The organism is Paenarthrobacter sp. C1 (assembly GCF_049315185.1).
Lineage (GTDB): Bacteria > Actinomycetota > Actinomycetes > Actinomycetales > Micrococcaceae > Arthrobacter > Arthrobacter nicotinovorans.
In genome coordinates this window covers 3,009,419-3,031,978 of sequence record NZ_CP186052.1, presented here as the reverse complement: position 1 = coordinate 3,031,978, position 22,560 = coordinate 3,009,419, and the positions used below count along the sequence as shown (strand labels likewise).

Annotated in this window: 23 protein-coding genes; 18 read left to right on the top strand and 5 right to left on the bottom strand. The window is 63.6% G+C overall.

The window, feature by feature from the left end:
• Positions 1–79: 79 nt before the first annotated feature.
• Positions 80–1,855 carry a DEAD/DEAH box helicase gene (locus tag ACNAOU_RS14205; protein WP_018776324.1) on the top strand — a complete coding sequence of 592 codons (1,776 nt, stop codon included), beginning with the start codon at positions 80–82 and terminating at the stop codon, positions 1,853–1,855.
• Between the two features lie 131 nt (positions 1,856–1,986).
• On the opposite strand, the gene ACNAOU_RS14200 is transcribed toward ACNAOU_RS14205, so the two are convergent.
• Positions 1,987–2,613, bottom strand: a complete 627-nt coding sequence (locus ACNAOU_RS14200; protein WP_018776323.1) for an isochorismatase family protein — start codon at positions 2,611–2,613, stop codon at positions 1,987–1,989.
• Positions 2,613–3,941 (bottom strand): nicotinate phosphoribosyltransferase, encoded by a 1,329-nt coding sequence (locus ACNAOU_RS14195; protein WP_026266922.1) that lies wholly within the window; start codon positions 3,939–3,941, stop codon positions 2,613–2,615. Before ACNAOU_RS14195 ends, ACNAOU_RS14200 begins: the two co-directional genes overlap by 1 nt.
• 37 nt (positions 3,942–3,978) lie before the next feature.
• Between ACNAOU_RS14195 and clpS the strand changes: the two genes are divergently transcribed.
• From clpS to rdgB, 6 genes are all read left to right on the top strand, one after another.
• Positions 3,979–4,341: an ATP-dependent Clp protease adapter ClpS gene (gene clpS, locus ACNAOU_RS14190; protein WP_018776321.1), complete on the top strand. Its 363-nt coding sequence runs from the start codon at positions 3,979–3,981 to the stop codon at positions 4,339–4,341.
• A complete protein-coding gene (locus ACNAOU_RS14185; RefSeq protein WP_422757111.1) occupies positions 4,334–4,900 on the top strand; it encodes a DUF2017 domain-containing protein in 567 nt (188 codons plus the stop codon). The genes clpS and ACNAOU_RS14185 overlap by 8 nt, the downstream gene beginning before the upstream one ends.
• Positions 4,901–5,003: 103 nt before the next feature.
• Positions 5,004–6,023: a glutamate racemase gene (gene murI, locus ACNAOU_RS14180; RefSeq protein ID WP_370584010.1), complete on the top strand. Its 1,020-nt coding sequence runs from the start codon at positions 5,004–5,006 to the stop codon at positions 6,021–6,023.
• Positions 6,020–6,817, top strand: coding sequence for an MBL fold metallo-hydrolase (locus ACNAOU_RS14175; RefSeq protein WP_416428281.1), 798 nt, complete (start codon positions 6,020–6,022; stop codon positions 6,815–6,817). Before murI ends, ACNAOU_RS14175 begins: the two co-directional genes overlap by 4 nt.
• A gap of 84 nt (positions 6,818–6,901) precedes the next feature.
• Positions 6,902–7,660, top strand: coding sequence for a ribonuclease PH (gene rph, locus ACNAOU_RS14170; protein ID WP_018776317.1), 759 nt, complete (start codon positions 6,902–6,904; stop codon positions 7,658–7,660).
• Positions 7,657–8,328, top strand: a complete 672-nt coding sequence (gene rdgB, locus ACNAOU_RS14165) for an RdgB/HAM1 family non-canonical purine NTP pyrophosphatase (RefSeq protein WP_416428283.1) — start codon at positions 7,657–7,659, stop codon at positions 8,326–8,328. The genes rph and rdgB overlap by 4 nt, the downstream gene beginning before the upstream one ends.
• A gap of 100 nt (positions 8,329–8,428) precedes the next feature.
• On the opposite strand, the gene ACNAOU_RS14160 is transcribed toward rdgB, so the two are convergent.
• Positions 8,429–9,193 (bottom strand): DedA family protein, encoded by a 765-nt coding sequence (locus tag ACNAOU_RS14160; protein ID WP_018776315.1) that lies wholly within the window; start codon positions 9,191–9,193, stop codon positions 8,429–8,431.
• A gap of 129 nt (positions 9,194–9,322) precedes the next feature.
• Here ACNAOU_RS14160 and ACNAOU_RS14155 point away from each other — a divergent pair, with 129 nt between their 5' ends.
• The 5 genes from ACNAOU_RS14155 (at position 9,323) to ACNAOU_RS14135 (ending at position 13,071) form a co-directional block, all read left to right on the top strand.
• A complete protein-coding gene (locus tag ACNAOU_RS14155; RefSeq protein ID WP_179128283.1) occupies positions 9,323–9,724 on the top strand; it encodes a GntR family transcriptional regulator in 402 nt (133 codons plus the stop codon).
• Positions 9,721–10,653 (top strand): ABC transporter ATP-binding protein, encoded by a 933-nt coding sequence (locus ACNAOU_RS14150; protein ID WP_422757110.1) that lies wholly within the window; start codon positions 9,721–9,723, stop codon positions 10,651–10,653. Before ACNAOU_RS14155 ends, ACNAOU_RS14150 begins: the two co-directional genes overlap by 4 nt.
• Positions 10,650–11,336: a hypothetical protein gene (locus ACNAOU_RS14145; RefSeq protein WP_026266919.1), complete on the top strand. Its 687-nt coding sequence runs from the start codon at positions 10,650–10,652 to the stop codon at positions 11,334–11,336. The genes ACNAOU_RS14150 and ACNAOU_RS14145 overlap by 4 nt, the downstream gene beginning before the upstream one ends.
• 108 nt (positions 11,337–11,444) lie before the next feature.
• Positions 11,445–12,455 (top strand): exonuclease domain-containing protein, encoded by a 1,011-nt coding sequence (locus tag ACNAOU_RS14140; RefSeq protein WP_018776311.1) that lies wholly within the window; start codon positions 11,445–11,447, stop codon positions 12,453–12,455.
• A 67-nt stretch (positions 12,456–12,522) separates the two neighbouring features.
• Positions 12,523–13,071 (top strand): DUF4395 domain-containing protein, encoded by a 549-nt coding sequence (locus ACNAOU_RS14135; protein ID WP_422757109.1) that lies wholly within the window; start codon positions 12,523–12,525, stop codon positions 13,069–13,071.
• A 6-nt stretch (positions 13,072–13,077) separates the two neighbouring features.
• On the opposite strand, the gene ACNAOU_RS14130 is transcribed toward ACNAOU_RS14135, so the two are convergent.
• Positions 13,078–14,148, bottom strand: coding sequence for an ADP-ribosylglycohydrolase family protein (locus ACNAOU_RS14130; RefSeq protein ID WP_416428289.1), 1,071 nt, complete (start codon positions 14,146–14,148; stop codon positions 13,078–13,080).
• A gap of 135 nt (positions 14,149–14,283) precedes the next feature.
• Here ACNAOU_RS14130 and ACNAOU_RS14125 point away from each other — a divergent pair, with 135 nt between their 5' ends.
• The 6 genes from ACNAOU_RS14125 (at position 14,284) to ACNAOU_RS14100 (ending at position 21,777) form a co-directional block, all read left to right on the top strand.
• Positions 14,284–14,586 (top strand): YidH family protein, encoded by a 303-nt coding sequence (locus ACNAOU_RS14125; protein WP_018776308.1) that lies wholly within the window; start codon positions 14,284–14,286, stop codon positions 14,584–14,586.
• Between the two features lie 13 nt (positions 14,587–14,599).
• Entirely contained in the window at positions 14,600–14,962 is a 363-nt protein-coding gene (locus ACNAOU_RS14120) for a DUF202 domain-containing protein (protein ID WP_018776307.1), read from the top strand.
• Between the two features lie 170 nt (positions 14,963–15,132).
• Positions 15,133–16,044: an aquaporin gene (locus tag ACNAOU_RS14115; protein ID WP_110503962.1), complete on the top strand. Its 912-nt coding sequence runs from the start codon at positions 15,133–15,135 to the stop codon at positions 16,042–16,044.
• Between the two features lie 71 nt (positions 16,045–16,115).
• A complete protein-coding gene (locus ACNAOU_RS14110; RefSeq protein WP_416428292.1) occupies positions 16,116–17,291 on the top strand; it encodes an exonuclease SbcCD subunit D in 1,176 nt (391 codons plus the stop codon).
• Positions 17,288–20,329, top strand: a complete 3,042-nt coding sequence (locus ACNAOU_RS14105; protein ID WP_422757108.1) for an AAA family ATPase — start codon at positions 17,288–17,290, stop codon at positions 20,327–20,329. The genes ACNAOU_RS14110 and ACNAOU_RS14105 overlap by 4 nt, the downstream gene beginning before the upstream one ends.
• An 86-nt stretch (positions 20,330–20,415) precedes the next feature.
• Positions 20,416–21,777, top strand: coding sequence for an MFS transporter (locus ACNAOU_RS14100; protein ID WP_110503964.1), 1,362 nt, complete (start codon positions 20,416–20,418; stop codon positions 21,775–21,777).
• Here the strand turns inward: ACNAOU_RS14100 and ACNAOU_RS14095 are convergent.
• Entirely contained in the window at positions 21,768–22,379 is a 612-nt protein-coding gene (locus tag ACNAOU_RS14095) for a TetR/AcrR family transcriptional regulator (protein ID WP_018776302.1), read from the bottom strand. The genes ACNAOU_RS14100 and ACNAOU_RS14095 overlap by 10 nt on opposite strands.
• Positions 22,380–22,560: the final 181 nt, after the last annotated feature.

The window sequence follows — 22,560 nt, the reverse complement described above, 5'->3', positions numbered from 1 at the left end:
GTCACCGCTTTCCGGTCCGCTTTTGCGTGCCCGAAAAGCCTGAGGCAACCGCAACTGCCGTGAGGCCGGGGGAGTCAGCATGACAGAAACACTTTTTGGTGGTCCTTCACTGCCTCCCGCGTATCCGGAGCGCGCAGCTTGGGGAACGGCTCCCAAGCTGCGCGCCTGGCAGCAGGAGGCACTTGACCTGTACATGACCCGCAACCCGAAGGACTTCCTGGCCGTGGCGACGCCCGGTGCAGGTAAGACCACCTTCGCCCTGCGGATTGCGACCACGCTGCTGGACAGCGGCGTGGTTAACCGCATCACCATCGTGGCGCCAACGGACCACCTCAAGAGGCAGTGGGCCGATGCTGCCGCCAAGGTGGGTATCGCCATCGATCCCAACTTCAAGAACTCCGACGGCCAGCACGGCAGGGGGTTCGTGGGCGTTGCCGTCACTTACGCACAGGTGGCCAGCAAACCAATGCTGCACCGTGCCAAGACTGAAGCCGCACGCACCCTGGTGATCCTTGATGAGATCCACCACGGTGGTGAAGCCCTGTCGTGGGGCGATGGCCTCCGTGAGGCTTTCGATCCCGCCGCCCGGCGTCTGTCCTTGACGGGTACGCCTTTCCGTTCCGACACCTCACCCATTCCTTTCGTCGAATACGCCGAGGACCGGGACGGGATCCGCAGATCCAAGGCCGATTACACGTACGGCTATGGCAACGCACTGCGGGACCACGTCGTGCGCCCCGTCCTGTTCATGGCCTACTCCGGCCAGATGCGGTGGCGAACCAGTGCCGGGGACGAAATGGCGGCTTCCTTGGGCGAGGCAGCAGTCACCAAGGACATCACCTCACAGGCTTGGCGCACAGCTCTGAATCCCACCGGGGAATGGATTCCCGCCGTCCTGGCAGCTGCGGACAAGCGCCTCAGCGAAGTCCGTCGAACAGTGCCTGACGCCGGTGGCCTGGTGATAGCCACGGACCACGATGACGCCCGCGCCTACGCCGGCCAGTTGAAGAAAATCACCGGCCAATCGCCCACAGTGATTCTCTCGGACGACTCCAAGGCATCGAGCAAGATCGAGGAGTTCTCCGCAGGGGACAAGCGCTGGATGGTCGCCGTGCGCATGGTGTCCGAAGGTGTTGACGTACCCCGCCTCTCCGTGGGCGTCTACGCCACCTCTACCTCGACCCCCTTGTTCTTTGCCCAGGCTGTCGGACGTTTTGTCCGTGCGCGCAAAAGGGGCGAAACGGCGTCGGTCTTCCTGCCGTCGGTACCGCCCTTGATGATTCTCGCCAACACCATGGAGGCCGAGCGCGACCATGCGCTGGACCGCCCTGAAAAGGACGAGGACGGACTTTTCAGTCCCGAAGAAAACCTGATGGCCGAGGCCAACCGCGAAGACAAAGCTTCCGACGAGCTCACCAAGGGCAAATTTGAGGCGTTGGACTCCCAAGCGTCCTTCGACCGTGTCCTGTTCGATGGTGGCGAGTTCGGTACCGGGGCGGACATCGGCTCCGACGAGGAACTGGACTTCCTCGGCATCCCAGGACTCCTTGATGCCGAGCAGGTGGGAACGTTGCTCCGGCAGCGCCAGCACGAGCAGCAGTCGCGCAAGAAGCGGCAGTCGCCACTGGCTGCTGCGGCTTCGCCGGCGATTCCGGACCACCGGATGCTCATGGACCTGCGCAATGAGCTGGCCAAGAACGTTGCCGCGTGGGCTGCCCGGACAGGGACGCCGCACGGGGTGGTCCACACCAAGCTGCGCGAGGTTTGCGGCGGTCCGGCTGTTGCCCAGGCCAACGAGGAGCAACTGCAGGCACGGCTTCGGAAGCTTCAGGACTGGTTCATTGGCCGGAAGTAACCAGTAACACGCCCACATGACAAAAGGGCGCCGCTACCAGCGGCGCCCTTTCGTCATCTCCGCGTGACTTCAGGGAACGGGGCCCTGGGGCAGATGCGATGGTTCAGATGCGATGGTTCAGATGCGATGGGTCAACTGTGATCGACGTCGACGCCGGCAGCTTCCATTTCGTCGAAGGTGTCACTGAGGTCCCCGGCGATTCCCGCGGTGAGGCCGGCGATCACGGTGGTGTTGTATCCGGCCTGGACAGCATCCAAAGCTGTGGCTTTGACGCAATAGTCGGTAGCCAGGCCAACAATCACCACGTCTTCAACGTCATGGCTCTGGAGCCAGTCATCGAGCCCGATCGCGTCCTCGTCGAGTACTTCCTCGACCGCTGCTCCCGCCTTCAGGTCCCCGGTAGGAACATCGTCTTCCGGGGCCAGGACGCCTTCGAAGCCCGAGTAAGCGGCTGTGTACTGTCCTTTGCGGAAGTACGCCTGGATGTACTCAGGGTCAAGGTCCTCATGGAGCTCGGCGCCCTTGCTACGGGCCCGGCAGTGCGGCGGCCACGAGTCCACCATGTCGGGATCGTCCGAGAAATGGTCGCCCGGTTCGATGTGCCAGTCCTGCGTGGCGACGATGTGATCGAAGTGCTGCTGGTTGGCGTCCACATACTCCGTAATCGCGGCAGCGACATCCGCGCCGCCTTCGACCGCCAAAGTGCCACCCTCACAGAAGTCGTTCTGGACATCAACGATGATCAAGGCCCGGGACATCAGTTCTCCTCGTAAATGGTGGGAATGGCGGCTTCGCCACGCTGCAGGCGGTTCACTACGGGTGGCAGTTCGGCCATGGTTGCCGCATGGCGCTCCTTGGCGCGGACAACACCTTCCGGCCCGGTCCATCCCGGCAGGACCTCGCCGTTCTTGACGAACTGATGAAGCAGCGGACGGTCGTTGCCGTCATCTTCCGGGCGGTGGCCGATGCCCACGACTTCGGCGGTGGCCCTTCCGCGCTCGTTGAGCTTGCGGAGGGCGTACTTGCGGCCACCGACGCTTGCCTTGTTCTTGGCAGCCTTGGCCACGGAGATGAACTCACCGGCGTCGTTGGTGCGGCTGACCAGCTTGTAGACCATGCTCGCCGTCGGAGCTCCTGAACCGGTGACCAGCGACGTCCCCACGCCATAGGAGTCCACCGGGGCAGATTGCAGCGCCGCGATGGCGAACTCGTCCAGGTCCGAGGTCACCACGATGCGCGTGTTGACGTTGCCGAGGTCATCGAGCAGTTGCCGGACCCATTGCGCCTGGGCAACGAGGTCGCCGGAGTCCAGACGTACTGCGCCGAGTTTGTCACCGGCGAGCTCGACGGCGGTCCGAACCGCAGTTTCGACGTCGTAGGTATCGACCAGCAGGGAAGTCCCCGGACCGAAGGTGGCAATCTGGGCTTCGAAGGCCTCGCGCTCGGTGTCATGAAGAAGCGTGAAGGAGTGGGCTGCGGTACCGACGGTTTTGATGCCGTAGCGCCGGCCGGCTTCAAGGTTGGAGGTACTGGCGAAGCCGGCGATGACAGCGGCGCGTGCTGCCGCCGTCGCCGATTCCTCCTGTGTGCGCCGGGAGCCCATCTCGATACAGGGGCGGGTTCCGGCCGCCGAGGTCATCCGTGACGCGGCCGAGGCTATGGCGCTGTCGTGATTAAGGACCGAAAGGACGAACGTCTCAAGGATGCAGGCCTCGGCGAAAGTCGATTCGACGATGAGGATGGGGGAGTTGGGGAAATAGGCATCCCCTTCGGCGTATCCCCAGATGTCGCCGCTGAACTTGTAGTCGGCAAGGTAATCCAGGGTCTCCCTGTTCACTACCTTGTTCTGCTCCAGGAATGCGAGTTCAGCATCGCCGAACCTGAAGTCCGCAATGCCTTCCAGCAAGCGTCCCGTGCCACCCACCACGCCGTAGCGGCGGCCATCCGGCAACCGTCGGGCGAAGGCTTCAAACACAGAACGGCGATGCGCGGCACCTGAGTGCAGGGCGGCCTGCAGCATCGTCAGTTCGTAGTGGTCTGTGTACAAGGATGTTGCGGGGTGGTCCCACGACGCGGCTCTACTCACGAATTCACTCTAGTGCGAGCCGCCATAGAATGGACAGATGAGCCCTAGCGTTGCGTTTGGCACGGACATCGATGAGCGGACGGAAGCTGCAGAGCAAACGTCAACTGATGTCCTGACAGCCCCTGATGTCCCCTGGAACCTGGTGATCTGGAACGATCCCGTCAACCTGATGAGCTACGTGAGCTATGTTTTCCAGAGCTACTTCGGCTACTCCGAGTCGAAAGCACACAAGTTGATGATGGAGGTCCACAAGAAGGGCCGCTCCATCGTTGCGTTCGGAAGCAAGGAACAAGTGGAGCAGCATGCGGTGGCCATGCACGGTTTTGGCCTGTGGGCCACCGTGGAGAAGGCTGCCAGTGGCAATGAAACACCCGGAAAGGGCGGCCGCCAGCGTGGCTAAGGCATTCAAATACGGTCTTAAAGGCATCACCGGGTTCCTTGAACCGGCTGAACGTGATCTCCTCCGCGGATTGCTGGACGACGTCATCTCCATGCTGGACCCGGAAGTCCGGGAGAACGAAGACCCGCTGGCTGCCCTGATTGGCCTGGACATGGACGTTAAGCAGCCAACGGACAGGGCCCTGCTGCGGCTCCTGCCCAACGTTATAAAGGACGACGACGGCGGCTCGCTTGAGTTCCGGCAACTCACCGAACGCTCAGTCCGGGAAAACAAAATCGGCGCCCTGCGGGCAACGGCCATGGGTTTGGACAAGGAAGACCTGGTCCTGACGCCCGAGGAGGCTGCCCGGTGGTCAATGGCTCTCAACGACGTCAGGCTTGTTCTGGCCGAACGTCTGGACATACGCGATGAAGCGGACGCCGAGCACATCCACACCATGCAGGACTGGAGCCAGGCTGAAGATGTGGAGAGCTACTTGGCCCTGGTCTACAACTTCACTACGTGGCTGCAGGAGTCCTTGGTGCAGGCCATGATCTCCGCCAGGCAGGCAAAATCCTGATCCCGGGGGCCTGGCGCCACCCACGCCTTGTGACACATAAGACACGAGGCGGAGGACACACCTGATGGCCGCACTCCACGGGAAGCCTTATTCTCGAATAATCATGACTTCAGCATCGGGTTCACAAAGCGGCGCTACGGGCAGTAGCGCCCCCGTCAGCACAGGGGAAATCGTGGGAACGCGCCCGATCGGTATTTTTGATTCCGGCGTGGGCGGATTGACGGTGGCACGATCCATCATCGACCAGCTGCCCAACGAATCCATACTCTACGTTGGCGATACTGCCAACGGACCGTACGGTCCGCTCCCGATTGCAGAGGTCCGCGCCAACGCCCTTGGCGTGATGGACGAACTCGTGGACTCCGGAGTGAAGCTCCTGACCATTGCCTGCAACTCGGCATCGGCGGCTGTGCTTCGCGATGCGAGGGAAAGATACACGGCCCGGTACGGCATCCCGGTGATTGAAGTGATTCAACCGGCTGTCCGCCGTGCGGTTTCAGCCACCCGGTCCGGAAAGATCGGCGTCATCGGAACATCTGCCACGGTGGGTTCGCGAGCATATGAGGACACCTTTGCCGCTGCACCGGACCTCACCATCACGTCCGTGGCCTGCCCGGCTTTTGTGAGTTTCGTGGAGGCTGGCGTCACCACCGGACCTGAGCTCCTGGCGGCCGCCAACGAGTATCTCGCCCCGCTCAAGGATGCCGGCGTGGACACCGTCGTCCTCGGATGCACGCACTATCCCTTGCTGACCGGGGTCATCTCGTTCGTCATGGGTGAGGACGTCACGCTGGTTTCCAGTGCAGAAGAAACCGCCAAGGACGTCTACCGGGCCCTGGCCACCCACGGTATCCAGCGCACTGGATCGAGTGCGCCGAGCCACGAGTTCATCGCCACCGGGGACGCTGCGCAGTTTGAGATACTGGCGCGCCGTTTCCTGGGACCCGAAGTCCTCTCCGTGAAGCATGTCGACCACGTGGCAGCGCAGTATCCAACCGGCAGCCTCGCCCGGATCACCCCCGAGATGCTGGAAGCAGCCAAGTCCGGTGCCGGCCTTGGCCGCCGCTCGTATTTCGTGAACCCCGGAGCGAGCGCGGACGCAGCCATGGGGCGTGGCTTGTGAAGCTGACCATTGTCGGGTGCACCGGATCCTTCCCCGGGCCGGGATCGCCGGCGTCGTGCTACCTCGTCACCGCCCATGACGGCGAACGCGAGTGGAAAATCGTCATGGACCTTGGCAGCGGTGCCCTGGGTACCATCCAGCGCTACACGGACCTTGAAGACATCGACGCGATCTTCCTCACGCACCTGCATCCTGACCACTGCATGGACCTGTGCGGCCTCCACGTCGCGGTGCGCTGGAAGCCGGGCGGCTGGGGACGGGACCGCCTTCCCGTGTGGGGCCCGGCTGCCACTGCCGACCGGATGGCCACGGCCTACGGTTTGGAGCTGGACCCGGGGATGCATGAGGAATTCGACTTCACCAACTGGACCGAGCTCAAGCCCGTCGCTGTTGGTCCCTTCACCGTGACGCCGTTCGCCGTGAACCACCCGGTGGAGGAGGCCTACGCCTTGCGTGTCACGGCCACCGAACCGGGCAAGGACGGTGTCCCCGTGACCAAGATCCTGACGTATTCGGGCGACACCGATTCCTGCCAGGGACTGGAAGACGCCGCCAAGGGGTCGGACCTCTTCCTGTGCGAGGCGGCCTTTGAAGAGGGGCGGGACGACGACATCAAGGACGTCCACCTCACCGGCAAGCGCGCGGGCGAGGCTGCAACGAATGCAGGAGCCAAACGCCTTCTCCTCACTCACATCCCCGTGTGGACCTCGCAAACCAAAGTGTTGTCCGAGGCCAAGCCAGTGTTCGCCGGGGACGTCGCCGTCGCCGTGGCCGGAGTCCACTACACGATCTAGAAGCCACTACACGATCCGGCAGCCACTGCACGCTCCGGCAAGGCCCGGCGGTGGCAGTACCGTCATCGTCGCTAAGCTTGGAGCATGACTTCTGAAGCTACAGCCACACCCGTCGTCCGTGCCGATGGCCGGACCCCTGACCAACTGCGACCCATCAGTATCACCCGCGGCTGGTCCAAGCAGGCTGAGGGTTCTGCCCTGATCGAGTTCGGCAACACCCGGGTTCTCTGCACCGCTTCCCTGACCGAGGGCGTGCCACGCTGGCTCAAGGGCGAAGGCCGCGGCTGGGTGACAGCCGAATACGCCATGCTTCCCCGTGCCACGAACACCCGTTCGGACCGTGAGTCCGTCAAGGGCAAGATCGGCGGCCGCACCCACGAAATCTCCCGCCTGATCGGTCGCTCCCTGCGCTCCATCATCGATACCAAGGCACTCGGCGAGAACACGATCGTCCTGGACTGCGACGTCCTGCAGGCCGACGGCGGCACCCGCACCGCTGCCATCACTGGCGCTTACGTCGCGCTCGCCGAGGCCATCCGCTTTGCCCGGGAGAACAAGCTCATCTCCCGCAATGCCGAGCCCCTTGTGGACACCATTGCGGCGGTTTCCGTTGGCATCATCGACGGTGTCCCCATGCTGGACCTGCCCTACGTTGAAGACGTCCGGGCGGAGACCGACATGAACGTCGTGGTCACAGGCTCGGGCAAATTCGTCGAGGTCCAGGGCACCGCGGAAGGTGCTCCGTTCGATCGCGACGAACTCAATGCCCTTCTCGACCTTGCTCTGCTGGGCACAACCCAGCTCGCCGCCATCCAGCGCGAGACGCTGGCGGAAGCTCCGTGAGCGCCGCCTCGGCGGCCGGCGGTCCCCGTCTCGTTCTCGCCACCCACAACAAGGGCAAGCTGAAGGAACTCCGCGAACTGCTGCGGGGCCAAGTGCCGGGCCTCGACGTCGATACCCAAGTGGTGGATGCCGCCGCAGCGGGTGCCCCCGACGTCGCAGAAACCGGCGTCACCTTTGCCGAGAATTCGCTGCTCAAGGCCCGTGCCGTGGCCGAAGCGACCGGCTTGGTTGCCATCGCCGACGACTCCGGGCTGGCAGTGGATGTCCTGGGCGGCGCACCCGGGATCTTTTCGGCCCGTTGGTCGGGCCGGCACGGTGACGACACCGGCAACCTGAACCTGCTGTTGGCACAACTGTCCGATGTTCCGGATCAATTCCGTGGGGCAGCGTTCGTGTGCGCCGCGGCCCTGGCTGTCCCGGGGACGGATGGCATCGCCCACGAGACCGTGGAGTACGGCCAGCTGGAGGGGACGCTTCTTCGTGAACCCCGCGGTGAAGGGGGCTTCGGCTACGATCCGGTGCTGCAACCTGCCGGCATGGACCGCAGCTGCGCCGAGCTGAGCTCCGAGGAAAAGAACGCCATCAGCCACCGCGGTCAAGCGTTCCGGGCTTTGCTGCCTGCGGTCATCGCTGCTCTTTCCGGGACCGCGACGCCGACGCAGCAGTAACGTCATCGGCTGACTGTGCAGCCGTCAAAGAAGAGGCACCCCGCGTTCGCGGGGTGCCTCTTCTTTGCTGTGAAGCTTTTGCTGTGGCGCTGCGGGAGCCTTAGTGCTCGCCGTGCTTCCCACCGTCATGTTCTTCGATGAATTCCTCCACCGGGTCCGTCCCTTCGGCTGCGGCTTTACGCTTCGCCACAAAGCCGCGGGTGACCTCGATGATGACCGGGATGACGGAGATCAGCACGATGACAATGAAGATGATGTCCAGGTTCTTGCTGACCCAGGGGATACGATCGCCCAGAACGTAGCCCAGGAACGTGACGCCGCCGCCCCACAGCACTGCGCCGATGACGTTGAAGATGAAGAACTTGCGCTTGTCCATCTGGGCAACGCCCACAATGACGGGGACGAACGTGCGGATGATGGGGACGAACCGCGCCAGGATCAACGCTTTCCCGCCGTGCTTCTCGAAGAAGGCGTGGGCGCTCTCGACGTTCTCTTTCTTGAAGAGCTTTGAGTCCGGACGGTTGAAAATCGCTGGACCGGCCTTGGAACCGATGAGGTAGCCCGTCTGGTTGCCGATGATCGCGGAGACGATGATCAGGCCGGCCAGGGCCCAGATGTTGAACTTGATGGTATCCGTGGCAACCAGTAGGCCCGCGGTAAACAGCATTGAGTCGCCGGGAAGGAAGAAGCCCACCAGCAGGCCCGTCTCGGCAAAGACGATGCCGCACACGAGGAGTACAACCCACGGTGCCAGGGCAGGATCGGCCAGGAAGATCTGGGGGTTGAGCCAGTCGGGCAGGAACGAAGCCATGGAGGGCTGCACCGGTCCTGCACCCCCGAAAGTGGATACGGCAAGGTCGCTCATCGCAGAAAAGATCACCCAACAAGCCTACTGGACGGCCGTCGTCGTCTTTTTCGGTGAAAGTCTTGACTCAATCTTTGGCGGTTGTATGGTTAGTTACATGAGTAATGAACCAATGAGGCGGTGTTGCTCATGATCGATGACAGCAAACCGATCTTTATGCAGATCGCCGAACTCATCGAGAACGGAATCGTGGACGGCAGCCTGGCGGAGGAATCCCAAGTGCCTTCCACCAATGAGTTCGCAGCTTTCCACCGTATTAATCCGGCAACGGCAGCCAAGGGCGTCAACGTGCTGGTGGATTCAGGAATTCTCTACAAACGCAGGGGGATAGGGATGTTCGTGGCGACAGGGGCGCGCGCCAACGTGATAGCGCGGCGCACCGAGGAATTCTTCGAACAATACGTCAAGCCGCTGGCCCTGGAAGCCCGAAAGCTGGGGATCTCGAAGGAGCAGCTGAACACCATGATTGAACGCAGTTCCGGACTCGCACCTGACTCCGGAACGGACAAGGAAAGGAGCGCGGCCCTGTGAGCGATACCGTCGTCGAGGCCCGTAACCTGTTCAAGAAATACAAGGATCTCAACGCGCTGGACAACGTCAACCTGAGCCTCCCGGCCAACCGCATCTACGGCCTGCTCGGACGTAATGGCGCCGGCAAGACCACCTTGATGTCCGTCCTTACGGCCCAGGCCTTCGCGAGTTCGGGCGAAGCCCTCGTCTTCGGCTCCGGCGCTTACGAGGACGACTCTGTGCTGTCCCGTATCTGTTTCATCCGAGAGTCCCAAAAATACCCGGATGACTTCCAGCCCAGGCACGCCTTCCGCTCCGCCGCGCTGTTCTACAGGAACTGGGACCAGAAGTTCGCGGACCGGCTGGCCGAGGACTTCCAGCTCCCCGTCAAGAGACGAATCAAAAAGCTCTCCCGCGGCCAGCTGTCCGCCGTAGGAGTCATCATCGGCCTTGCCTCACGCGCAGAACTGACGTTCTTCGACGAGCCGTACTTGGGACTCGACGCCGTAGCCCGGCAATTGTTCTATGACCGGTTGGTGGAGGATTACGCGGAACATCCGCGAACCATCATCCTGTCCTCCCACCTGATCGATGAGGTAGCCAACCTTCTGGAACACGTAGTTGTTATCGATCAGGGCCGGATCATCATGAACGCGGACGCGGAGGACATCCGTGGCTCCGCCGTGACTGTTTCCGGTTCCGCAGACAAGGTGGACTCTTTCCTCTCCGGCCGGAAGATCCTTCATCGCGAAACCCTCGGTTCCCTGGCCTCGGTGACTGTGGACGAGACGCTCAACAGCCACGAACGCGCGGAAGCGCAGGAGCTGGGGCTTGAACTCTCGCCCGTATCCCTGCAGCAGTTGGTGGTTCGCAAAACCATGGCCGGAACCGGCACCAAGGGACAGGGTGCCCAGGAGTTCGCAGACGACGCGTTGGAGGCAAAGCGATGAGCAGAACACTAGCGGTTGCCCGGATGCAACTGATCAACAAGTGGACCTACATTGGATGGCCGCTGACCATCCTGGCCGCTTCGTTCCTGATGTCGCTGGCCATCTTTGCGCTTATTCCCGTCAACGAGGGCAAGTACGGCGGTGGAAGCCAAGCCCCCTTGTGGTACTTCCTGGTGCTCGGAATCCAGAGCATGACCTTGGTGTTCCCGTTCTCCCAGGGACTGAGCATCAGTCGTCGGGCTTTCTACCTGGGTACTGTGGGGCTCTTCTCGCTCATCGCTCTTGGCATGACAGGCCTTTATCTCCTGGGTGGTGCCATTGAAGGGGCAACGAACGGTTGGGGTGTCTATGGCTACTTCTTCAAGATTCCGTGGGTCACGGACGGGCCTTGGTACTCAACAGCGGCCTTCTTCTTCGTGGTGATGATGTTCATGTTCATCATCGGGTTCTGGTTCGCCACCATCTTCAAGCGCTGGGGGACAACCGGAACTCTGGTATCAACGCTGGGAACGGCGGTGGCCCTCATCGGCCTGGCTGCGCTGGCAACGCTGCTGGGATGGTGGGGCGCAGTGGGAAGCTGGACGGCCCAGCAGACCCCACTGAGCGTCAGCGGGTGGATGGCATTGTTGTGCGTGGCACTCGCAGCCGGCTCCTACGCCACTCTTCGCCGGGCCACACCTTAGGCAACACGGTAAGCAACACGATGTAGCGTTCCCCACATTAGCGGTGCAAGTGGCCGCCCCGCCGTCGAAATCGGCAGGGGCGGCCTTTTCCGGCTGTAATCTTGTCCAGTGGCATTGGACTTTACGGCGATCGACTTTGAAACAGCCAACGGCTTCAGGGGGTCGCCCTGTTCAGTGGGTCTCAGCAAGGTCCGCAACGGGGTTGTTGTGGAGGAAGCCTCCTGGCTGATGCGTCCCCCTGAGAACCACGATCATTTTGAGTTCCACAACACCCGCATCCACGGCATCCGTGCCGAGGACGTAGCGGGTCAGCCCAGGTTCGGTGAGCTGTTCCCCGAAATCGGCGCGTTCATCGGCGGCGATATCCTGGCCGCACACAACGCCGCCTTCGACCTTGGAGTCATCAGGTCCGGGTTGGAAGTCTCCGGTCTCGCCGGGCCGGCCTACGACTACGTCTGCACCGTGATGCTTTCGCGCCGGTGCTATTCACTCGTTTCGAACTCCCTGCCGTATGCGGCCGAAGAAGCCGGCGTACCGCTCGTGAACCATCACGACGCCGCAGAGGATGCCCGCGCATGCGCCGGGATCCTGGTGGACATCGCACGGCGCAACGATGCCAACAGCATCGCCGAGCTCTACCTTTCCCTGGGACTAAGCCTGCCAAGCCAGCCCGCTTTCGACCCCGCCTTCGGCTTGTCCAAGGCGACGATGTCCGCGTTGGCCGCCAGGACGGGCAGCTCCTTCGAGCGAACACTGGACCGCACTCCGGGCATCGCCGGCGGCTGGTCTGCCTGGCCGGAGGAAGGACCCAATCCTCTGCCCAACCCCGCGGCAGAGCCCGGCCACCCCCTGTTCGGGCAAACAGTGGTCTTCACCGGAGACCTCGCGATCACCCGGCCGGAAGCCAAATCGCGGGCCGCGGAGATGGGCGCCCGGCCCGAAAGCCGCGTCACCGCCCGGACCACGGTTCTCATTGTCGGCGACGGTTTCGTGGCCGGAGACCTTCGTGCCGGACGGCTCACGGGCAAAGCCAAACGGGTCCTGGAACTCCACGCCAAGGGCCAACAAATCGAGGTCGTCTCGGAGGGTGAGTTCCTGCAGATGGTCGGCGGCGCATAAGGCCCCCGCGGGTCATAGTGCGCAACAATGCTTCCTGTCCGGGGAGCGGGACTCCTAGCCTTGGCTAATGAGCAAGCCAAGCGTTTCCCTGGCCCCGGCGCGGCAAACTGCCAACGCGCCGGCGGGCGGGGTTGATTGGCGGAGAGTCTTCGCTTTCCCCAACCCGGTCAACGAATACGCCGCCCGGATAACTGCCGGCCTGGTGGTGATCCTTGCCGTTACGACGCTGCTGACCAGCTGGGGTGGGGGACTGGTAGCACTGGCGGCCGGCTTCTGGCTGCGGGTCCTGTTTGGTCCCCGGATTTCCCCGTTGGCACTGCTATCCGTCAAAGTCCTGGCGCCCAGGATCGGGCGTGCCAAGCTGGTGCCCGGTCCTCCCAAGCGCTTCGCCCAAGGCATCGGGGCAGCTTTGACGAGTGCCGCCGTCGTGTTGTTCTTCACCGGCTTCCAGCCGGCGGCATGGGTGCTGCTCGCGTTGTTGATCGTGGCAGCCTCACTGGAATCGCTGGCCGGCTTTTGCCTCGGTTGCGCCATCTTTGGCTTCCTCCAGCGCCGGGGCCTTATCCCCGCCGACGTGTGCGAGGCGTGCGCCGACATCTCCGTTCGCAGATCGTAGGGTCCCTCAGCCGGTGGTCACGGCAAGCAGCCTGTCCGCCATGCCGCGAATGACCTCGGGGGCTTCCAGTGCTTCCAGCCAGTCCGCGGGAAGGCACTCTTCACCATAAAAGGCGCCCAGGATGTTTCCTGCGATGGAGCCTGTGGAGTCGCTGTCGCCGCTGTGGTTGACGGCAACCGCCACCGCATTGCGGAAGTGCTCGGCGGGGTCCCCGCCGCTGGTAGCCAGAACGGCGTAAAGCCCGACGGCGAGTGCCTCCTCGGCAACCCACCCCTCACCGAGCGCTGCGGTCAGCTCTTCCGGGCTCAATACTGTGTTCCGGGCGGACAACTGCAACGCGGCTTCAAGGCTCTCGGAGAGCTCCGGGGCCTTGGTGGGGACATTGTTCACATATGCGAGAGCTTCCTTGGCTGCGTCCCGGACATCGCTGCCGGCAACAATGTGATGGATCAGCAGGCTGAAAGCGGCCGCGCTTAACCGTGCTGAAGGGTGTCCGTGGGTCAACGAGGCTGCGTCGGAACTGAGTTTGTAGACGGCGTCCCGGGAGATGTGGGGGATCAGGCCGAACGGCGCCGAACGCATTACTGTGCCGCATCCCTTGGACTCAGGATTCACCGGCCGCGCCACCGTTCCCATCTCGCCCGTGGCCAGGCCGCTGAGGCAGGCGTTGCCCGGAGCCCGCCGGTGCCGGAGCACAGCCTGGGCATCGATCCACCGGGGCTGCGGGACAGGCGCTGACGAGGAAACCGCAACGTCCTGCGTCGCAAGCCAGCGCAGGTAGGCAAGCCACAGGCAGGCGATCTCGTCTGCCGCCACTCCATCGTTCGCCCATTCGAGCGCCTCCACCAGACCATCCACCGTGTACAGCGTCATCTGGGTGTCGTCCGAAAAGTGGCTGCCGCCGTCGAGCTGTTCAAACGAGGTCAGTCCCGCGGAGCCGTAGCGTGCCCGAATCGCCGCGATGGAGTCAAACTCGACGGCGTATCCCAGGGAATCGCCCAGGGCCCCGCCCAAAAGGGAGCCGTAGACACGGGACTTGAAGGACGGCGCGGCGGGGGAAGTAGCTTCAACACTCATGCCAGTAACTTACCGTGCCCGTGAGGCCCCGCTGATATGGTGGGGAAGCTGTCCGGCACTGCGAAAACTTGGAGAGATAACGTGCGTGAACCTGCTTGGCGACGAACAGGTAAAACACCTGACTACAGGTTTTCGATGGCGAATGAGCGTACTTTCCTGGCCTGGATCCGCACTTCGCTGGCTCTGCTTGCCGGCGCTGTGGCCGTAGATCAGTTGGCGCCGAATATCGCGCCGACGCCCGTCCGGCTGGTTTTATGCGTCCTGCTGGCCCTCGTAGGGGCCGGCCTGGCGGCACTGTCCTACCGCCGGTGGGGCCAGATGGAAGCGGCGATGCGGCAGGACCAGGCACTGCCTTTCTCACGGGTGATGTTATTCATGACCATAGTGGTAGCCGTGGCAGCGTTCGCCTTCGCGGTGCTGATCCTGGTGGCCCGATGAGCAGGAAGACCCAGTGACCGGCACCGTTCCGGAAAGTACCCGGGATCCCGGCCTGCAGCCCGAGCGGACCACCCTTGCCTGGCGCAGGACGCTGATCTCCCTGGTGGTGGTGGACCTGTTCATCTGGCGGAGTTGGCTGACATCAGAGCCTTCCTCCGGCACCATCGTTACCGGCCTGCCCGGACTGGACTATCAAGGGATCTGTGCGCTGGCCGCCGCGGCAGCCACCGTTGTCCTCGCTTCCGTGGTGTGGGTGCGCTCACGGCAACTCCAGGCCGGCTTCCAGGCAGCCCCCACGCGGTTGATCCTGGCCAGCACCCTGGCCGTGATGGGCCTCGGCGCCGCCGCGATCGCGGCCATTTCCTTGGGCGGATAGGCTCAAGGGGCAGCTTTCATCGCCTCCAGCGTTAACCCAGCAACTGTCCAGATTCGGGTGGCAAGATACTCGAGGGCTCCTGGCGCGTTGAAAGGCGTGCCCTAGTGTTGCCCGCTGTGCTTCGGCACCAGCGCACCAACTTTCACACCGACCGTAAGGACCCGTTCCACATGACCTCTTCTGTGCAGGCCGCTACCGATCCCCAACCGGGACTCCTGGCCAGGCTGTCGGCTGAAGCCCTGGGATCGTTGTTCATTGTGCTCGTTGCAGTGGGTGTATCGATACTCTCGAGCCCTGCAGCGGCGCCTTTGCCCTCAGCCTTGGCCGCCGGGCTGACCGTGACTGTGTGCATGTTGGCTTTCGGGCACGTTTCGGGTGGACACTTCAATCCCGCGATCACCTTGGGCAACCTCATTGCCGGACGCATCCGGGCGCTCGCCGCCGTCGCGTATATCGCAGCACAGCTCATCGGAAGCGTGGTTGGTGCAGCCCTTGTCTACGTTGTGGTGACTACCGTGCCCGTTCTCGCGGATGTGCGGGCCGCTTTTGGTTCCACAGCAGCCGGCTTCGGGGAGCACGCTCCCGCCCAAACCCAGCTGGCGGGCGTGTTGCTGGTGGAAGTTATCGGTTCTGCTTTGCTTGTTGCCGTCTTCCTCGGATCGGCAGCCGGACGCCGTGCCCTTCCTTCCTTGGCACCGTTCGCAGTGGGCCTGGCGACGGCCGTACTGCTGCAGTTCGGCCAGGTTCTTGGCAACCTCCCTTTCAACCCCGCACGCGCAAGCGCGCAAGCTTTCTTCAGCCCCTCCTGGGCCATTGAAGGACTGTGGCTTTTCTGGGTGGCACCTCTGATGGGCGCAGCACTTGCCGGACTCGCTTTCCGCGGTTTCCAGGGGTTGTCCGGGCCTGCCCGCGCCGCTGCCGAACACCAGGGTGGGACAGACGCCATCAACGACCACTTCGACGCTGGAAACGGGATCGCTGAGGAGGCTGCGGACACCCGGGCCGAAACGACTCCGGAGCCGCTCCCTGCGAAGCCGGCGAACGATGACGCACGCGACTTTTTCGACGGCAAGAAAGGCTAGCAACCGGCCAGGATCGACGCCGGGCGGCTTGTCTGCGCTTTATTGTCGGTGACCCCGGTTAGCTTGGAATCATGCGGTTACTCCATACTTCGGATTGGCATCTGGGCCGGTCGTTCCACGGCGTTGGCATGCTCGAGGCCCAACGCGGCTTCGTGGACCAGCTGGTGACGTTCGTGGACGCCAACTCGGTGGACGTCGTGCTCATTGCAGGGGACGTTTATGATCGCGCCCTGCCGGGCCTGGACGTCGTCACACTGCTGGATGATGCTTTGGTGCGGCTCACCCGGGCCGGGGCCAGCGTTGTGCTCACCAGCGGCAATCACGATTCCGCCATCAGACTGGGTTTCGCTTCCCGGTTGCTGGAACGAGGGGGAGTGCACTTGCGCACGCGGGTGGAGGACCTGGACAGCCCCATTGTTTTCCCTTTTGGAGGCGAACGGGACGCCCCGGGCCAAGTGGCGGTCTACGGAATTCCCTTCCTTGAACCCCGCCTTGTGGCCGAGCGGCTGGGCGTGGACTCTGCCAACCACTTTGACGTCACACAGCAGGCAGTAGGGCTTATCAAGAAGGACGTTGAACGTCGCCGCGAATCCGGACCTGTCTACGCGGTGGTCCTGGCACACACATTTGCCAGCGGAGGCATCACGTCCGAAAGCGAGAGGGACCTCAGTATCGGGGGACTGGGAGCGGTGCCCTTGGACCTCTTCGAAGGATTCACTTACACGGCACTGGGCCACCTCCACGGACGGCAGCAATTGGCCGGCAATGTGCGCTACTCGGGTTCGCCGCTGGCGTACTCATTCTCCGAAGCCAAGCACAGCAAAGGTGCCTGGTTGGTGGACATCAACCCGTCAGGGGACATCGACGTCCAGGAAGTAGTGTGGGAAGCCCCCAAGACCCTGGCCGTACTGCGCGGGACTTTGGATGAGCTCCTGGAGTCCGGGGAGTATGCCTGGGCGGAAGAGGCCTACTGCCAGATCACCATTACTGACGCGCAGCGGCCAACCCAGGCCATGGAAAAACTGAGAGTCCGCTTTCCGGACACGTTGGTCCTTTCCTTTGATCCCGAAGGCGCCGGGACCCGGACCACGACGAGCTACAGTGACCGACTCGCCAAGGCCCAGGACGATCTCGGAGTCTGCTGCGGCTTCCTGGAGCATGTCCGGGACCGCGGAGCCGGCGAGGCCGAAGAAGCTGCGCTCCGGGAAGCACTCGAAGCCGTCCGCCTGGAAGAGGCGGAACTGTGAGAATCCATCGCCTGGAAATAGAAGCCTTCGGCCCTTTTGCCACTGCCCAACACATCGACTTCGACCACTTGGGAGCGCAAGGACTCTTCCTCCTCAACGGTGCCACCGGGGCAGGCAAGACCAGCATCCTTGATGCCATCTGCTTTGCCTTGTACGGAGCCGTGCCCGGCGCACGCCAGGAAGGAAAACGCCTCCGCAGCGATCACGCGGCACCTTCAGCCGAACCACGCGTCGTCTGCGAATTCTCGGCACGCGGACGGCGCTTCGAAGTGACGCGCTCGCCCGCCTGGGAACGCCCCAGCGCACGGGGCAGGAAAGGGTTCACCACCCAGCAGGCGAAGACCCTCCTTCGGGAACGGATCGCCGGGAGTTGGGAGGAGAAATCCTCAAGGAACGACGAAGTCGGTGCCGAGCTCGCGGACATTTTGGGGATGGACAGGGAACAGTTCACCCGCGTGGTGATGCTTCCCCAGGGTGATTTTGCGGCGTTCCTCAGGTCCAAGGCCAACGACCGCCTGGAGCTCCTGCAGAAACTCTTCGGTACGCAACGCTTTGAAGCCGTCGAACGCCGGATCGCACGGCAGGCGGCGGAAGCCGCCCGGGCCGTGCAGGAAAATTCCTTGGAACTCAAGCTGTTGCTGGACCGGGCTGCAGCGGAGCGCCGGCAACTGGGGCTCGACCAAGCCGCGACGGAAACTGCCGGGACTACAGTTGCCAACCCTGATGCCGGCGGAACAGCCGGGCAGGAACCGGAGGCCTGGCTGGCAGAGGTGGCAGCGGAGGTGAGTGCTGAATGGACGCGGAGGACAGACGAAGCAGACCAGGCAGAGTCGCTGTCCTCGCGCCTTGCCGAACAGTTCCGGCAAGCCCAGGAAAAGTCATTGCGGCATGCCCGGCTCGGAGCCGCAACGCAGAGGCGCGTCCTTCTTGAACTGGCCGCGCCGCGGGCACTGGAGAACAAGGACAAGCTCGCGAGGCACCGCCGGGCTTCCGTTCTGAGCGGCCAGCTTGACGCCGTTGACTCCTCCGCCCGCAAGTATCGCGCTGCCGTCGCACAGGTTGAGCAGCTACGGGAACGGCTCGAAGCTGCAGGGCTGGAGGCAACAAACTCCAGCGCATCCCTTGAACGCCTCAAGGCCACCTATGCGGTTCTGGAAGCCCGCCTCCCTGACGAAAAGCGACTGGAGGACATCGCCGGCCGGCTTGCCGCCAAGCGTCGCGAACAGGCAGACCATGAAGCAGCAGTCGACCGGGCCGTGGACGAACTGGAACGGCTGCGTGAAGAAGCAGCAGCTGTGAGCGGCCTGATTGAACCACTGGAACCGGCGGCTGATGGACTCGCGGAGCTTGAGCGCGAAACAGCCACTGCTGCTGAGCTGGTGGAAATTGTGTCCCGCCATGCCGAGGCAGCCAACGAGTTGGCAGAGATCTCCGAGAAACACCTTCGAGCCCGTGCCACGGCCCAGGATCACCGCCAGGAATGGCTTGACGTTCGCGAGCTCCGCCTGGCCAATGCGGCAGGGGAGCTGGCTGCCGCGTTGGAGAGCGGTCAGCCATGCGCTGTGTGCGGGAGCGAGGACCACCCGCATCCCGCAGCTGCGGTACGGTCGGCCCTGTCCCTGGCCCAGGAAGAGGAACACGCCAGGGAGCGGTTCGAGGCCAGCGAAAAAGCCCAGGGTGTCCTTGCCGAGCAAGTCTCCGCAGCCGCCCAGATCCTTGCCGGACTAGCGGCTCAAGGCGGCACCGTGGATGCGGAGGAGGCACAGGCGCGTCTCCTGGCTGCCCGGACCTCGACTTCGGCGGCGACAAAGGCATCCCGGACCCTGAACCAGCTTCGGAGCAAGCAGGAGGGCATCACCAGGAAACTGGCTCAAGTGCAGGAGCAGCACGCAGAGGACGCCGGTGCAGCCTCCCGGGCGTCCTCGGCCGTCCTTCACCTGCAGGAACAGCACGACACCTTGAAGGCCGACCTCGCCGGTCTACGGGAAGATTTCCCGAGTCTTCGTGAACGGTTGGCAGCCCTGTCCGCCGAGCGCACGCTCCTTCAATCGGCAGCTGATGCCGACCGGGAACTCCAGCAGGCAGGACAAGCTCAGGCCGACGCCGCCGTATCGCTCCAAAATGCCTTGCCGGACTCAGGGTTCGCCTCGGCAGAGGAAGCGCGTGGCGAACTGCTTCCGCCGGCCGATGTGGTCGGTCTGGAGAAAGACGTGGCTGATTTCGACACTGAGGCGGCCCGCCTGGACGAGTTGTTTGCCAGCGAGGACTTGGTTCTGGCGGCCAAGGAAGTCCGGATCGGCGAACTTCCCCTGCCCGAGGCTGAACTCGCCGAGGTCAAGCTCCACGCCGCCGACGCGGCTGATCGTGCAAGGGCGGCAGCATTGTCGGCAGCCCTTGCCGCGAAATCGGTGGAGGCCATTGAACGGATCCGGGTCGAGTACAACACCTTGGCCGAGGCCGGCAGGGAACCCCGCAACCAGGCCCGCATCCTGGCTGAACTGGCCGACACTGTCCGGGGCGCCGGGGACAACAACTACCGTATGAGCCTGAACGCCTACGTCCTGGCGGCACGCCTTGAGCAAGTGGCACTCGCGGCCTCGGAAAGGCTCGTTGCCATGAGCGACGGCCGGTACACGCTGCAACACACCGACGCCCGCGCGGCCCGGAACCAGAAATCCGGCCTCGGCCTTGAAGTGGTGGACGAATGGACGGGCCAGCGGCGCGACACCTCCACGCTGTCCGGCGGGGAATCCTTCATGGCCTCGCTTGCCCTGGCCCTCGGCCTGGCTGACGTGGTCCAGCAGGAGGCGGGCGGCGTGGACATCGAGACACTGTTTGTCGATGAAGGCTTCGGCAGCCTGGACGAACAAGCGCTGGAGCAAGTGATGGACGCTTTGGAAGGATTGCGCGACGGCGGCAGGGTAGTGGGCCTGGTCAGTCACGTTGCCGAAATGAAGCAACGCATCACCAACCAGCTCCAGGTGGTCAAAGGACGGCACGGCTCCAGCGTGCGGATTGCCGAAGCTGTTCCGGTCTGACAGGTATCCGATAGACTTAACCCGTTACACCGGGTCGCGCGCATCGGGAGGAGGGACGATGCGCAACCTTTAGCGAACCCGGATTAATGGAAAAAACTTCTGTGGCCTCCCAGCCCTTGTCATCGACACCCGCGCGGACCTCGCGTCTGCCTGGCCGTTTCGCACGGCTTCCGGAACTTGCCGGACCTGGTTTCCTGCCGCTGGGCCTCTTCGCCCGGCTCCCCCTCGCCATGTTGACCGTTGGCACCCTGACCTTGGTGACCTCAGTCAGCCACTCGTATGCAATCGGTGGCATGGCTGCAGGAGCGGTCGGCATCGGCTCCGCCCTGGGCGCACCTGTCCTGGGCTCCCTGGCTGATCGTGCGGGGCAACGCATCGTCCTGCTCGTCGCCGCGGTCATCAATACCCTGGCTGTTGCCGGGCTTTTGGCCGCCGCCTATATCACTCCCGGCTACGGGGAGGTAGCCGATGCTGCGGGCGTCCTGATCGCGGCCTTCCTTGCCGGTGCGAGTTGCCCCCAGGTAGGTCCCATGGCCCGCGTGCGCTGGATGGCCCTGACCACCCGCAATCTTTCTCCCGGCGCAACCGGTGGGAAAAGAAGCGTGGCCGCCAGCCGGGCTGATCTTGACACGGCACTATCTTACGAAGGCACCGCTGACGAGGTGACGTTCGTGCTCGGCCCGGCGCTGGTGGGTGTGCTGGCCAGCATGGTAGCCCCATGGCTGCCGCTCGCGCTTGCCGCCGTCATGACCATCACCCTGGTCCCTGCTTTCGCCGTCCACCCCAGCCAGCAGGCCGTGGTGCCGGCTCCGCGGAAGGTGAAGGCCGGCGTCGAGGGTTCAGGCGAAGAGGGCACTCAGGCGGCCGCACCGCGACGCAAGCGGTGGGCCGGGGCGGTAGTGGCGGTGCCGGTGGTGGCCATGGTGTGCATGGGCACCTTCTTCGGCGCGACGCAGAACGCGTTGAGCGCCTTTTCAGCGCAATACGCCACTGCAGAGATTGCGGGCCTGTTGTACGCGGTGATGGGTCTGAGCTCGGCGGTTGCCGCGTTGTCTGTCGCGTTCTGGCCGCAGCGCTTCAGCTTGGCTTCGCGGTGGGTTGTGGCTGCCTTGGCGATGTCCGCTTTGTCCTTGCTGCTGCTTCTTCCTGCGGGTATCTGGCCCATGGTTTTCGTACTGCTGGTGCTCGGCATTCCGGTGGGTCCGGTCATGGTCACGGTCTTCAGCATCGGAGGCGTCGTCGCCCCGTCCGGCCGAATGGCGACTGTCATGACTGCCCTGGCCAGCGGGATTGTGGCCGGTACGGCGCTTGGCTCCTACCTGGCCGGACAGCTGGCCGAGACGCAGGGCCCGGGCGCAGCTTTCGTGGTTTCCATGGCCGCCGCCGCGGGCCTCCTGCTGCTGGGTGTTGTGACGTCCTTGGTGATGAAGCGCCAGCCTCAGGCGTAGTCGAGCGCACCGGACAGGGACCGGGCCATGAGCTCCACCAAACGCTTGGACCGCTCCTCGTCGGGGTCTGCCAGGTGCTGCATGCTGATGCCGTCGATCCCCGAGATGAACAAGCGGGTGATGTCCTCCAGATTGGCGGGGACGGGCTCGCCGGCGGCTTCAGCGGCTCCGCGGAACAACTCCAGCGTTGAGCCCACCCACCCGTCGTACATGGAGCGGTTCATGAGCAATGCCTGGGGCTGGTCGTCGGCTTCCACCCGGAAGCGTCGGAGCAGCAGTTCGAACGTGGTGACCTGTTCGTGGGGGTTTTCCAGCATGCGGCTCCAGATGCGCCGGGCGTGGGCGCCCACCATGTGGCGCAGGCCCATGCCAGGGTCGGGGACGGGGTCCAGTGCCTTGGCGTAGTCCCTGCTGAGGAAGTTATAGACCTCTTCGAGGAGTTCGTCCTTGCTGCGGAAACAGTAGTGCAATGCCGCGAGGGGGGCGTCGGCCTCGCTGGCGATGCGACGTGTCGTAGCCGATGCCAACCCATCCTGTGCGATCACCCTGGCTGCCGCCTCGACGAACTGCAGGCGCCTTTCTTCGGCGGGAACCCTTGCCATCCGTTACCTTCCTCATGCTTCTTTCCACCCGTGATCGGATCCACCAACCCAGCGGTCTCATCGATCGTAGGCGCTCTCCGCCGTGACGGCCTCGTGGCCGTGCCGTGGCGGCGGAAAAGTCCTCTGTAAGAAATTTTACGTCAAAACCTAGTCAAGTGACCCAGTCAAGCGACATACTTCT

Bases quoted from the DNA above. Each gene is read 5' to 3' on its own strand.
- ACNAOU_RS14130 (WP_416428289.1), bottom strand. From the start codon at position 14,148: ATGAGTGTTGAAGCTACTTCCCCCGCCGCGCCGTCCTTCAAGTCCCGT.
- rph (WP_018776317.1), top strand. From the start codon at position 6,902: ATGACTTCTGAAGCTACAGCCACACCCGTCGTCCGTGCCGATGGCCGG.
- ACNAOU_RS14205 (WP_018776324.1), top strand. From the start codon at position 80: ATGACAGAAACACTTTTTGGTGGTCCTTCACTGCCTCCCGCGTATCCG.
- ACNAOU_RS14110 (WP_416428292.1), top strand. From the start codon at position 16,116: ATGCGGTTACTCCATACTTCGGATTGGCATCTGGGCCGGTCGTTCCAC.
- ACNAOU_RS14100 (WP_110503964.1), top strand. From the start codon at position 20,416: ATGGAAAAAACTTCTGTGGCCTCCCAGCCCTTGTCATCGACACCCGCG.
- clpS (WP_018776321.1), top strand. From the start codon at position 3,979: ATGAGCCCTAGCGTTGCGTTTGGCACGGACATCGATGAGCGGACGGAA.
- ACNAOU_RS14125 (WP_018776308.1), top strand. From the start codon at position 14,284: ATGGCGAATGAGCGTACTTTCCTGGCCTGGATCCGCACTTCGCTGGCT.
- ACNAOU_RS14115 (WP_110503962.1), top strand. From the start codon at position 15,133: ATGACCTCTTCTGTGCAGGCCGCTACCGATCCCCAACCGGGACTCCTG.
- ACNAOU_RS14160 (WP_018776315.1), bottom strand. From the start codon at position 9,193: ATGAGCGACCTTGCCGTATCCACTTTCGGGGGTGCAGGACCGGTGCAG.
- ACNAOU_RS14200 (WP_018776323.1), bottom strand. From the start codon at position 2,613: ATGTCCCGGGCCTTGATCATCGTTGATGTCCAGAACGACTTCTGTGAG.
- ACNAOU_RS14155 (WP_179128283.1), top strand. From the start codon at position 9,323: ATGATCGATGACAGCAAACCGATCTTTATGCAGATCGCCGAACTCATC.
- murI (WP_370584010.1), top strand. From the start codon at position 5,004: ATGACTTCAGCATCGGGTTCACAAAGCGGCGCTACGGGCAGTAGCGCC.
- ACNAOU_RS14095 (WP_018776302.1), bottom strand. From the start codon at position 22,379: ATGGCAAGGGTTCCCGCCGAAGAAAGGCGCCTGCAGTTCGTCGAGGCG.
- ACNAOU_RS14135 (WP_422757109.1), top strand. From the start codon at position 12,523: ATGAGCAAGCCAAGCGTTTCCCTGGCCCCGGCGCGGCAAACTGCCAAC.
- ACNAOU_RS14145 (WP_026266919.1), top strand. From the start codon at position 10,650: ATGAGCAGAACACTAGCGGTTGCCCGGATGCAACTGATCAACAAGTGG.